This is a genomic window from Bacillus sp. M5A3_1b (genome assembly GCF_053345335.1).
Genome location: NZ_JBKEZY010000020.1, coordinates 15,990 through 28,044, shown reverse-complemented (window position 1 = coordinate 28,044; position 12,055 = coordinate 15,990). Strand labels below are relative to the sequence as shown.

Below are 12,055 nucleotides of genomic sequence, written 5' to 3'. Positions count from 1 at the left end.
CTGTCCCCGCAACCAAATGGTCCCGTGGTGTAGTGGTTAACATGCCTGCCTGTCACGCAGGAGATCGCCGGTTCGACCCCGGTCGGGACCGCCATTTTATATAAAGAAAAGAACGAAACATGTTGTTTCGTATTTTTTTATTTGTTTTAACAAAAAACTAATAAAGACAGTCAAACTATCCTTAGGAAAACTCCTAAGGACTTTTTTATATATTCAAAACCTGTATAATAAAGAGCAGAGAACATTGTGAGTAAAGTAGGTGAAGTCTGTGAGTAAATATGAAATAACAACAAACTCTTCTGAGGAAACACAAAGATTATCAGAAAAACTAGGTGGACTTGCCCAGGCGCAAGATGTAATTATTTTAGAAGGAGATCTAGGGGCTGGTAAGACAACTTTTACAAAAGGACTAGCAAAAGGTCTTGGAGTGAAAAGAGTTGTAAATAGTCCTACCTTTAATATTATTAAAGAATATAAAGGGAGATTGCCGCTATATCATATGGACGTGTATCGCTTAGCAGAAAGTGAAGAGGACTTAGGTTTTGATGAGTATTTCTACGGTGAAGGAATTACTGTAGTAGAATGGGCTCATTTAATAGAAGTATTTTTACCAAATGAGAAGTTACAAATTAGTTTATTCCATGCTGGAGATGATACAAGGAAAATTGTACTCGAGCCAATTGGAGATCGATATATTAGATTATGTGAGGAGCTATTACAAGATGAAAGTACTAGCAATTGATACTTCAAATTACGTAATGGGTGTATCCCTTATTGAGGAAGGAAACGTAATTGGGGAAATCATTACAAACTTAACAAAAAACCATTCTGTACGTCTTATGCCAGCTGTAGAGAAATTGTTAAAAGAATGTGGTGTAAAACCGAAAGAATTAACTAAAATAGTTGTAGCTGCTGGACCTGGATCATATACAGGTGTTCGCATAGGTGTGACAGCTGCAAAAACATTAGCTTGGTCACTTCAAATACCAATTGTAGGTGTATCAAGTTTAGAAGTAGTGGCTGCAAACGGTGCTAATTTTGATGGATTAATTTGTCCTTTATTCGATGGAAGACGCGGACAAATTTATACTGGGTTATATACATATGAAGGAGAGCATTTAACTTCTATAGAAGAAGATCGAATCATCCTTATTGTAGACTGGTTGCAAATGTTAAAAGATACAGGAAAGCCTGTTTTATTTATTGGTAACGATGTTAAACTGCACAAAGAGACGATTATCGAACATTTAGGCAACCAAGCTGTATTTGCTCCCTTCACTAAAAATAACCCAAGACCAAGTGAATTAGCTTTCTTAGGGTTACAAAAAGAAGAACAAGATGTACATTCATTTGTTCCTAGTTATCTTCGTTTAGCTGAAGCTGAAACAAAGTGGTTAGAAAGTCAAAACAAGTAGGAGCTTGCAGAAGATGGATATGATATTTAGAAAGATGGAACTCGATGATATCGCTCAAATTGTAGCTATTGAAGAAGCGTCTTTTTCAACTCCTTGGACTGCAGATGCCTTTCACCGTGAGTTAACGACGAATGAACATGCACATTATGTTGTGTTAGAAAAAGATGGTCGTGTAATTGGGTATTGTGGATTGTGGATAATTATTGATGAATCACATATAACAAATGTAGCCATTTTGCCAGAATACAGAGGTCAAAAGCTAGGGGATGCTTTATTGAAAGAAGTTCTTTCCGAAGCGAAAGATTTAGGGGTAAAAACGATGACGCTTGAAGTACGTGTATCAAATGAAGTAGCAAAACAGTTATACAGAAAATACGGATTTCAAAATGGTGGAATTCGTAAACGATACTATGCAGACAATCAGGAAGATGGTCTCGTAATGTGGGTGAATATATAATGGAAAAAAATACGATTATACTTGGTATTGAAACAAGTTGTGATGAAACAGCAGTAGCAGTTGTTAAAAATGGAACGGAAATTATTGCGAATGTCGTTGCATCACAAATTGAAAGTCATAAACGTTTCGGCGGAGTTGTACCAGAGATTGCATCCCGTCATCATGTAGAAGAAATTACAGTTGTGTTAGAAGAAGCTTTAAAAGAAGCAAATATCACATTTGATGATATTGATGCAATTGCTGTAACAGAAGGACCTGGGTTAGTAGGAGCGCTTTTAATAGGGGTAAATGCAGCGAAAGCAGTGGCTTTTGCACATGATATTCCTCTAGTGGGTGTTCATCATATCGCTGGGCACATTTATGCGAACCGTTTAGTAAAAGAAGTTCAATTCCCACTACTATCACTTGTTGTATCTGGTGGACATACGGAGCTTGTTTATATGAAAGAACATGGTTCATTCGAAGTGATTGGTGAAACAAGAGATGATGCAGCTGGAGAGGCATATGATAAAGTAGCTCGAACGTTATCCATGCCATATCCAGGTGGTCCTCACATTGATCGCCTTGCACATGAAGGGGAACCGACAATCGATTTGCCTCGTGCATGGCTAGAACCTGATTCGTATGATTTCAGTTTCAGTGGATTGAAATCAGCAGTTATCAACACTGTGCATAACGCGAAACAACGCGGGATAGAAATTGCACCGGAAGATTTAGCAGCAAGTTTCCAAGCGAGTGTAATAGATGTACTTGTAACGAAAGCATCTCGTGCAGCAGAAGCGTATAACGTAAAGCAACTGCTTCTTGCTGGTGGAGTAGCTGCGAATAAAGGACTTCGCGCACGTTTGGAAGCGGAATTTGCGACAAAAGAAAATATCGAGCTAATTATTCCTCCACTATCTTTATGTACTGATAATGCAGCGATGATTGCAGCCGCAGGTACAATTGCATATGAACAAGGAAAACGTGCTACATTAGCTTTAAATGCAAATCCAGGATTAGATATTGAAGAATAGTTATGCACAAAATTAACCACAGCTTGTGGATAAAACCCATATTATCTGTTGATAATGTGGGTTTTATTGTGTATATAAAATGTTGATAACTTTTTTGAGATTTGTGGATAATGTGGAAAAGTTATTTTGGGGTTTATTTTATAAAGGTGGATATGTGTATAAACCTGTGGATAAAGTAGATGAAGTCTGACCTTTGAATGTATTCTTTTTTGGGAAATAAATCGCAAGAAGATATCTCTAAAAAACATTTTGAAATGTGCCCTTATTATAGGGGCGAGCCAACATTGTCAAACTTTGTCGGTAAATCGGTATGTCGTGTCGAATCGTTTATACCCTAGCTAGAAGATAAAAAGGATGTCGCATAGTCAAAAATCCCGACTTATGAGACATCCTTCTTATTCATACTCTTATAAATGTAATTCTTCCCATTCTGCCATACAAGCATCAAGTTGCTCTTGTAGTGTTTGCTTTTTCGTTGTAATTTCACTAGCCTTTTCATAATCTGCGTATATTTCTGGTAAGCAAAGTTGATCTTCTAACGTAGCAATTTCTTCTTCAAATTCTACAATATTTTGTTCTAGTTCCTCAATTTTTCGAGTGCGTTGACGTTCTAATTGTTTACGCTCTTTTTCTTCGAGATAATTTAATTTCTCTTGAGCTACAGTTTTTTGAACAGGTGCTTGGTTTTCTTGATGTTCTTGTTGTTCAAATGCTGCACGTTCAATCATTTCATTTTTCTTCTCTACATAGTAATCGTAATCGCCTAAATACTCTTGTGCACCTTCTGTTGACAACTCAACAACGGTCGTCGTTACACGATTAATAAAGTAGCGGTCATGTGAAACAAATAGAAGGGTGCCTGGATAATCAATTAAAGCATTCTCCAAAATTTCTTTACTATTTAAATCAAGATGGTTCGTAGGTTCATCGAGAATTAATAAATTCGATTTTTGCATCATAAGTTTTGCAAGAGCTAATCGAGCTTTTTGTCCACCACTAAGAGAAGATACTGGTTTTAGTACATCATCCCCTGTGAATAAGAAGTTACCTAATATCGTGCGAATTTCTTTTTCGGGCTGCAATGGATATTCATCCCATAACTCATTTAAAACTCGCTTAGAAGATGTTAAGTTTGCTTGTTCTTGATCATAATAACCAACAGATACATTGGATCCGAAAGAAACATCACCATTTAATAGTGGTAACTTATTCACAAGTGATTTTAATAATGTGGATTTCCCAATTCCGTTTGGACCAACTAAAGCAACGCTATCCCCGCGAGTTAAGCGCATAGTTACATGTTCAATAATCGGATCATCATCATAGCCGATAGTTGCATCCTTTACTTGTAAAACATCATTTCCACTTTGTTTTTCGATATCGAAGTGGAAGGATGCTGACTTAGAATCACCTAATGGTCTAGTCAATAATTCCATTCTATCTAATTGTTTACGACGGCTTTGAGCACGTTTTGTCGTAGATGCGCGCGCTATATTTTTTTGAACGAAATCCTCAAGCTTAGCGATTTCATCTTGTTGTTTTTCATAACGTTTCATGTCTTGCTCGTATAATGCTGATTTTAAGTCTAAATATTTACTGTAGTTACCAACAAATCGTCTGCTTTCTTTATTCGAAATTTCATATACTTGTGTAACGAGTTTATCTAAGAAATAACGGTCATGGGAAACGATTAGTATTGCGCCAGGATAGCCTTGTAAATATTGTTCAAGCCATGTTAATGTTTCAATGTCTAAATGGTTTGTAGGCTCGTCCAAAATAAGTAGGTCTGGTTTCGTTAATAATAATTTACCGAGAGCTAATCGTGTTTTTTGTCCACCGCTTAATGTAGAAATCGTCGTCTGGTGCGTTTCAACTGGGAAGCCAAGACCACTTAAAATCGAGCGAATATCTGCTTCATATTGATATCCACCTTGATCTTTATAATCTAATTGCAATTGGTCATAATCAGCTAATAATCTTTCATATGTAGCCTCGTTTGAAAAGTTTTCTTCTTTTCCCATTTCTTGCTCTAGCCTTCGAAGTTTTGTCTCCATTTGCTGCAAGTGTGTAAAGACGGTTAACATTTCATCCCAAATTGTTAAAGACGTTTCTAACCCGGTATTTTGAGCTAAATATCCGATTGAGACATCTTTTGGTTTTATAATTTCGCCACCATCATGAGATAGCTCACCAGCTATTATTTTTAATAGTGTAGATTTTCCGGCCCCATTTCGTCCGACTAATGCGATACGATCTTTCGTTTGAACTTCCAATTTTATGTTTGCAAGAATCGTTTCGGCACCGTATAATTTCGTAAGCGCGTTTACTTGTAATAAAATCAATGTTTTCACCTCAAATAATTTCTTAACTTTGCCATGTTTATATTTCTCAATCATACTAAAAATAGTGTATAGTTTAAAATAAAGAGAGAATACTTCTTCTCTTTATTATACAGGGAAATTCATGAGTGCTAAACTTCTGTATTTGATTCAAGTATATGAATAAAGATAGGAAGAGAGGAGAGGTTATATGGAGCAGCAAAAAATTCCACAGGCCACTGCCAAACGATTGCCTCTATACTATCGATTTATCCAAAACTTATCTCTTTCTGGTAAGCAACGTGTTTCATCAGCCGAATTGAGTGAAGCGGTAAAAGTTGATTCCGCAACGATTCGAAGAGATTTTTCATATTTTGGAGCGTTAGGGAAAAAAGGTTATGGATATAACGTAAATTATTTATTATCATTTTTCCGTGAAACACTCGACCAAGATGATATAACACGTGTAGCACTTATTGGAGTAGGTAATTTAGGGACCGCTTTCTTACATTATAATTTCACGAAAAACAATAATACAAAAATTGAAATGGCGTTTGATGTTAGTGAAGAGAAAGTCGGGACAGAAATCGGGGGCATTCCTGTATATCATTTAGATGAATTAGAAGAACGTTTATCAACTGATATACAAGTGGCAATATTAACAGTACCCGCTACAGTAGCACAATCTGTAGCAGATAGATTGGCAGAAACGAACGTGCATGGTATTTTAAATTTCACACCAGCGCGCTTAAATGTGTCAGATAATATAAGAATTCACCATATTGATTTAGCGGTAGAGTTACAAACACTTGTTTACTTTTTAAAGAATTATCCACAATAAAACGCAGAGGAAGCGACCTCTGCGTTTTATTGTTGTTTTTTCTTTGCGAATTTAACTAATATAAGGCGAAGTGCCAAATTAAAATCAATTGTTGCCATAACTGCAAATAGTATTGTCCACATATTCCAGATTGTATCTGTTACGTTCGTAATGGCGAAGCGTGTAAAGATACATCCTAGAAGGAAGTACAATGCAGCCATGAACAATGGTGAGTTCCTCATACTAAAAATCCTCCGATAAAGCCTTGCATTTTTTCAGCTTCTTTAATCATTTCTTGAATTTGTTCATTGCTCATTAAAACTTGAGCAACTGCAACTAATGTATTCATTGCAACATGAGCTGCGATAGGGACGATAATACGCTTCGTTTTTACATATAAAAAGGCGAATACGAGTCCCATGGAAGTGTATACCAATAAGTGAGTGAAATCAAAATGAATTGCTGCGAATACAAGAGAACTAATGATAGCAGCAATAAAGAAGTTAAACTTCTTATAAAGTGTACCAAATAAAATTTTTCTAAATACGATTTCTTCCAAAATAGGTCCTATTATAGAGATAACGATAAGGAACCAAGGTGTCGTTCTTGCGATATCCATAAGTCTTGCTGTATTTTCTGATCCAGGTTTAATTCCTAATACACGCATTTCTATCATACCGGCAATACTTTGTGAGAAAAATGCTAGGAAGAACCCGATAAAAATCCAACCAATCGTAGCTGGAACAGTAGAGCGCATTGTATCTAAACGTCTGTCACGAATATCTGTTCTAAGTAACCAAAGTACGATACATAATGCAATAAAGAAGCTAATGATTGCCCAGTGGCCAGTTATGAGTTGAAATTTCTCTTCTCTAGAAAATCCCCTGTTATCATAAAGTCCAGTTTTCAGCAGAAGTGGTAATCCAGCAATGGATGATAACTGCATTAAAATGTATGTAACGATAACCCACCAATATTGTTTTTTCAAATGGTTTAACCATCCTTTCTAACTCTAGTGTATGAGATAAGGTAGGATAACATGTAAATATGCTACCTACGATATAAACCTCGCTTAAATTATGTTTTTTTCGTAAATCCTTATTTGAAATTATAATAGAAGACAGGAGAAAGTTGTGTGTATAGCGAAAACAATTTAGGGTGTCCTTTCATATTGTAACATACGATTAGTGGAAACAACGATTCATATAGTAAAGGTAGAAGAAGAGGGACTCTATATAGAAAAGTGTATAGCTTAATTTGCGAAAAAATTATGATTTTTTTACTTGCAAAAGAAATTGAGATTATTTATTATTATAAGTGTGTTAGCACTCGAGTGACTTGAGTGCTAATAAATAAAATTTACATAACAAAATGAGGAGGTTATTGTTCATGCTAAAGCCATTAGGTGATCGCGTTGTAATTGAGCTTGTTCAAGCGGAAGAAAAAACAGCAAGTGGTATTGTATTACCAGACACTGCAAAAGAAAAACCACAAGAGGGTAAAGTTATTGCAGTAGGTACTGGTCGAGTGCTTGAAAATGGTGAGCGTGTTGCTTTAGAGGTAGCAGCAGGTGATCTTATCATCTTCTCAAAATATGCAGGTACTGAAGTAAAATACGAAGGTACTGACTACTTGATTTTACGTGAAAGTGACATTTTAGCAGTTATCGGTTAATTATATAAATCTTAAAAAACTCAAGGGGGTCAATTATTATGGCAAAAGATATTAAATTTAGTGAAGAAGCACGTCGTTCGATGCTTCGCGGTGTCGACACTCTTGCAAACGCAGTAAAAGTAACGCTTGGACCAAAAGGTCGTAACGTTGTACTTGAGAAAAAATTCGGTTCACCACTTATTACAAATGATGGTGTAACAATCGCAAAAGAAATTGAATTAGAAGATGCATTCGAAAATATGGGTGCAAAATTAGTAGCAGAAGTTGCTAGCAAAACAAATGATGTAGCTGGTGACGGAACAACAACTGCAACTGTATTAGCACAAGCTATGATTCGTGAAGGTCTTAAAAACGTAACAGCTGGTGCGAACCCAATGGGTCTTCGTAAAGGTATCGAAAAAGCTGTTACTGCTGCAATTGCAGAATTAAAAGAGATTTCTAAACCAATCGAAGGCAAATCTTCTATCGCACAAGTAGCTGCTATTTCTGCAGCTGACGAAGAAGTAGGTCAATTAATCGCTGAAGCAATGGAGCGCGTTGGTAACGACGGCGTTATTACTTTAGAAGAATCTAAAGGATTTACAACAGAATTAGACGTAGTAGAAGGTATGCAATTTGATCGTGGATATGCATCTCCTTACATGATTACTGATTCTGACAAAATGGAAGCAGTTCTTGATAACCCATACATCTTAATTACTGATAAGAAGATTTCTAACATCCAAGAAATCTTACCAGTATTAGAGCAAGTGGTACAACAAGGTAAACCACTTCTTATCATCGCTGAAGACGTAGAAGGCGAAGCTTTAGCTACATTAGTAGTGAACAAACTTCGTGGTACATTCAATGTAGTAGCTGTTAAAGCTCCTGGATTTGGTGACCGTCGTAAAGCAATGCTAGAAGATATCGCAATCTTAACTGGTGGCGAAGTAATCACTGAAGAATTAGGTCGTGACTTAAAATCTGCTACAATTGAATCTTTAGGACGCGCTGGTAAAGTTGTTGTAACGAAAGAAAACACAACTGTAGTTGAAGGTATCGGAAATTCACAACAAATCGAAGCTCGCATCGGTCAAATCCGCGCGCAATTAGAAGAAACTACTTCTGAATTCGATCGTGAAAAATTACAAGAGCGTCTTGCAAAACTTGCAGGTGGCGTAGCAGTAATTAAAGTAGGTGCAGCAACTGAAACTGAGTTAAAAGAGCGCAAACTTCGCATTGAAGATGCACTTAACTCAACTCGTGCAGCAGTAGAAGAAGGTATCGTTGCAGGTGGTGGTACTTCACTTATGAACGTATACACGAAAGTAGCTTCTATCGTAGCTGAAGGCGACGAAGCAACAGGTATCAACATCGTACTTCGCGCACTAGAAGAGCCAGTTCGTCAAATCGCAATCAACGCTGGTCTAGAAGGATCTGTAGTTGTAGAGCGTCTAAAAGGCGAAAAAGTAGGCGTTGGTTTCAACGCAGCTACTGGCGAGTGGGTTAACATGCTTGAAACTGGTATCGTAGATCCAGCTAAAGTAACTCGTTCTGCACTTCAAAACGCAGCATCTGTTGCAGCTATGTTCTTAACGACTGAAGCTGTAGTTGCTGACAAGCCAGAACCAAATGCACCAGCAATGCCTGACATGGGCGGCATGGGCATGGGCGGTATGGGCGGAATGATGTAATAAGGGTTTTAAAACCTTGTTATATCAACGTTTAAAATGATAATATGCTTTTCATGTCCTCTAATTTGTCCTCGTTTTATAAAAAACAGGGCAATCTATGACAGAAACGCTAACTATAGGAGAAGGTCTTTTATCAGTTTGCTAAACTGTTGGGAGGCCTCTTCTTTCATTAAATACCGGAATGCCATTGGCAGAATTGCCGGAGGGAATTTAAAACAAAAGAATAATATTGATATTTGGCATGAAAATTCAAAGCGACTTATCAATATTTGGAAGAGAAGGTAAAGGTTTCGAATACGTATGAACCTGTTTTAAAACCTTTAAGATAGCAGAAGAATGACATACCATAAAAAATGGGGAATATAGATCAAGCTGTATAAGAGTTGGCTCAAAGAAAAAAATAAGTATTGAAAGTACAATTTTCAAGAATGTTATTAAGACTAAAATAAACCTGAACTCATTTACGAGTTCGGGTTTATTTTTTTATTTAGGAAGGAACACTTAATGGTTAGAAATCTTTGTGTTATACAAAATGTTTTCAGTATCATCATTATAAAGAAATCATATTCTCCCTCTATCTAAAAAACCCCCAAATATATTTTGTTGATGATAATGCAAATTATCAATCGAAGGCCTGAAAAATTCCTGTGCAGGAACAAAAATACTTTGACCATTTAAGGCCTGTAGCATTTCACTCTCTACATGTGGATGAACTCGAATAGTATAATTATCATTAATTGTAAAGCATCCTGTATCAAATGCCCAATGTAAATCTCTATTCATTAGAATCCCGTTATTAGGGTTAAAACTACCTCCATGGCTACGAGGGTAAATATGAGCAGCTTGTAAGTTATTGAAGGCGCCACAAGTGATTACTTTTCTGGTTATGGCACAAGAGTTTTCATATCCGACAGAAACAAAATCTCGGAACATTACTTGATTTGAAAATAATGAATCAATATTAGTTTGACTAATATTGTTACGAGTTACGATATCAGTTGATACTTGTATCAGACCAGGTTCATTAACTTCATTTCCATTAATGTAATCAGGTCTAGTCTGCATTATTTCTAAAATTCCTTCTTCTATAATTTGAATATCTTCATGTAAAACGGCATAATTCCCTCTAATTGGGGAATTATCTATTACGTTACTTAATCGATTGTATAAATCGCTATTATGATCATTTTCCAAATATGCAAAATAGACAGTTTCGTCAACTATTTCTCCGTTATCATTAAGTTGTAAAATCTGAGGCTTTAACACAATAATATCGTCTCTTCGGAATAACCATTGATTACCTTCTAGGAATCGATTCGAATACAGTCGGTATTCGTCTCTTGGTCGCCCACCATTGCCCCCCCCATGATATCTATCGTTATTATAAACGAATGTACAATAATTTCGTTCAAAACGTTCTCTATACAAAGGGATTAAAGTAAGTATTCTGTAGTCGTTTAAAATTGTTTGTGAAAGGAATGGAAAATGTGATGAAAAATCTGAGTCTTTGGACATAAGTAGATAACGCCCTCTAGAAGGTGTGTCATTGGGACCATTAATACTACCAAGTTCTTGATGCTGTAAACGTTTAACTAAATAAGTCATAAAATACCCCCCGTTGTAAATATTAAATTAATTATAACAAAAATTACCTCTATTGCCGAGTAACAGGGGGAGTTTTTGGTTGGATACTTCTAAATTCTAATAGTGCAGATGCAAGCTTTTGAGTAAATAAAGGAGGAACAGCATTTCCAACTTGTATATATTGTGGAGTTTTGTTTCCGAAAAGGCGGAAGTCATCAGGAAACGATTATAACCTAGTATTTTCACGTAAAATAGGTACGCGATTAAACTCATAATGAAAGTAATTTCGATGCCCAGTATCAATTGTCTTTGAAGGTTTATTACGATGATAACGTGTCCAAGCCTCATTAAATTTATGACTATCGCCTACACCAGAAGGTAAATCTTTATGATTTCCTCCTTTGGGAACTTGTGAGATTACATCAATAACAAGATCAGAATGCTTTGTACCAACATGATTAAACAATTGAGTAGAATTTTTACGCATCTTTTTTTTGATATTGACTTTTTGGAGGGCAATGATATTTGCTTACTTCTGTTCCAAGGTTAATTGTGAAGTCATGTAAATCACTGATAACATCTCCATATGTAATATATTTATCTGGAGTTAAAATAGGTTTAGAAAACTCGAATTCTTCTTCATTTAAAAGACCGACGAAAAACAAACGTTTTCGAATTTGAGGTACGTCATAATCTGGTGCATATAGAATTTGATCATTTACTGTATAACCTAATTCGCTACTTTATATAATAGCTTCACGAGTTTTACTATTATATAAAGTAGCGAGTCCAGGGACATTTTCTAAAACAAGTACCTTAGGCTGGAAGAATGCAGCTGCATTTACCATAGCCTGAAATAGAGTGTTTCGTTCATCATCTTCTGCGCGTTCCCTTGTCAATGAGAAGCCTTGGCAAGGAGGCCCCCAATAAACAAATCGATTTGTTTACCTTCAGTCAAACTAGCCGTTTGGGGAATTGTGGAGCATTGGAATAAATACCCGCCTATTGCAATTGTTTTACCGTGATTCGCTGTAAAGCTTGTTAATGCATCCTCATTGTTATCGACACCTAGAGGTACTTCAAAGCCAGCCTCCATGA

The 12,055-nt window shown here is 36.3% G+C and carries 12 protein-coding genes, 1 tRNA gene and 2 pseudogenes; 8 read left to right on the top strand and 7 right to left on the bottom strand.

Features of this window, described 5'->3' with window-relative positions:
* The first annotated feature begins 18 nt into the window (after positions 1–18).
* The 5 genes from ACLBWW_RS28085 (at position 19) to tsaD (ending at position 2,888) form a co-directional block, all read left to right on the top strand.
* Positions 19–94: transfer RNA gene (locus ACLBWW_RS28085), tRNA-Asp, on the top strand.
* A 174-nt stretch (positions 95–268) separates the two neighbouring features.
* A complete protein-coding gene (tsaE, locus tag ACLBWW_RS28080; protein WP_048542994.1) occupies positions 269–742 on the top strand; it encodes a tRNA (adenosine(37)-N6)-threonylcarbamoyltransferase complex ATPase subunit type 1 TsaE in 474 nt (157 codons plus the stop codon).
* Positions 723–1,415, top strand: coding sequence for a tRNA (adenosine(37)-N6)-threonylcarbamoyltransferase complex dimerization subunit type 1 TsaB (gene tsaB, locus ACLBWW_RS28075; RefSeq protein WP_048542995.1), 693 nt, complete (start codon positions 723–725; stop codon positions 1,413–1,415). Before tsaE ends, tsaB begins: the two co-directional genes overlap by 20 nt.
* 13 nt (positions 1,416–1,428) lie before the next feature.
* Positions 1,429–1,872, top strand: coding sequence for a ribosomal protein S18-alanine N-acetyltransferase (gene rimI / locus ACLBWW_RS28070; protein WP_048542996.1), 444 nt, complete (start codon positions 1,429–1,431; stop codon positions 1,870–1,872).
* A complete protein-coding gene (gene tsaD, locus ACLBWW_RS28065; RefSeq protein WP_000414582.1) occupies positions 1,872–2,888 on the top strand; it encodes a tRNA (adenosine(37)-N6)-threonylcarbamoyltransferase complex transferase subunit TsaD in 1,017 nt (338 codons plus the stop codon). Before rimI ends, tsaD begins: the two co-directional genes overlap by 1 nt.
* A 407-nt stretch (positions 2,889–3,295) precedes the next feature.
* Here the strand turns inward: tsaD and ACLBWW_RS28060 are convergent, their stop codons facing one another.
* A complete protein-coding gene (locus tag ACLBWW_RS28060) occupies positions 3,296–5,230 on the bottom strand; it encodes an ABC-F family ATP-binding cassette domain-containing protein (protein WP_217993817.1) in 1,935 nt (644 codons plus the stop codon).
* Between the two features lie 187 nt (positions 5,231–5,417).
* On the opposite strand from ACLBWW_RS28060, the gene ACLBWW_RS28055 reads away from it, so the two are divergent.
* Positions 5,418–6,047: a redox-sensing transcriptional repressor Rex gene (locus ACLBWW_RS28055; RefSeq protein WP_000437704.1), complete on the top strand. Its 630-nt coding sequence runs from the start codon at positions 5,418–5,420 to the stop codon at positions 6,045–6,047.
* Positions 6,048–6,073: 26 nt separating this feature from the next.
* On the opposite strand, the gene ACLBWW_RS28050 is transcribed toward ACLBWW_RS28055, so the two are convergent.
* Both ACLBWW_RS28050 and ACLBWW_RS28045 read right to left on the bottom strand, forming a co-directional pair.
* Positions 6,074–6,268, bottom strand: a complete 195-nt coding sequence (locus tag ACLBWW_RS28050) for a YdiK family protein (RefSeq protein WP_098152247.1) — start codon at positions 6,266–6,268, stop codon at positions 6,074–6,076.
* Positions 6,265–7,014 (bottom strand): CPBP family intramembrane glutamic endopeptidase, encoded by a 750-nt coding sequence (locus ACLBWW_RS28045; RefSeq protein WP_048542999.1) that lies wholly within the window; start codon positions 7,012–7,014, stop codon positions 6,265–6,267. The genes ACLBWW_RS28050 and ACLBWW_RS28045 overlap by 4 nt, the downstream gene beginning before the upstream one ends.
* Before the next feature lie 401 nt (positions 7,015–7,415).
* On the opposite strand from ACLBWW_RS28045, the gene groES reads away from it, so the two are divergent.
* The gene (gene groES, locus ACLBWW_RS28040) at positions 7,416–7,700 is read left to right on the top strand and encodes a co-chaperone GroES (protein ID WP_000917306.1); all 285 of its coding nucleotides are present in this window, start codon (positions 7,416–7,418) and stop codon (positions 7,698–7,700) included.
* 38 nt (positions 7,701–7,738) lie between these two features.
* Positions 7,739–9,373: a chaperonin GroEL gene (gene groL, locus ACLBWW_RS28035; protein WP_001029984.1), complete on the top strand. Its 1,635-nt coding sequence runs from the start codon at positions 7,739–7,741 to the stop codon at positions 9,371–9,373.
* 561 nt (positions 9,374–9,934) lie between these two features.
* Here groL and ACLBWW_RS28030 read toward each other — a convergent pair.
* The 4 genes and pseudogenes from ACLBWW_RS28030 to ACLBWW_RS28015 all read right to left on the bottom strand — a co-directional run bounded on the left by ACLBWW_RS28030 (position 9,935) and on the right by ACLBWW_RS28015 (position 12,053).
* Positions 9,935–10,978 carry an HNH endonuclease gene (locus tag ACLBWW_RS28030; RefSeq protein ID WP_447614393.1) on the bottom strand — a complete coding sequence of 348 codons (1,044 nt, stop codon included), beginning with the start codon at positions 10,976–10,978 and terminating at the stop codon, positions 9,935–9,937.
* 49 nt (positions 10,979–11,027) lie between these two features.
* Positions 11,028–11,171 (bottom strand): annotated as a pseudogene (locus ACLBWW_RS28025) (hypothetical protein); the annotation flags it as partial.
* Between the two features lie 12 nt (positions 11,172–11,183).
* Complete coding sequence (locus tag ACLBWW_RS28020; RefSeq protein ID WP_447614392.1) at positions 11,184–11,423, bottom strand: hypothetical protein; 240 nt, start codon at positions 11,421–11,423, stop codon at positions 11,184–11,186.
* A gap of 13 nt (positions 11,424–11,436) precedes the next feature.
* Positions 11,437–12,053 (bottom strand): annotated as a pseudogene (locus tag ACLBWW_RS28015) (DNA cytosine methyltransferase).
* Positions 12,054–12,055 lie beyond the last annotated feature (2 nt).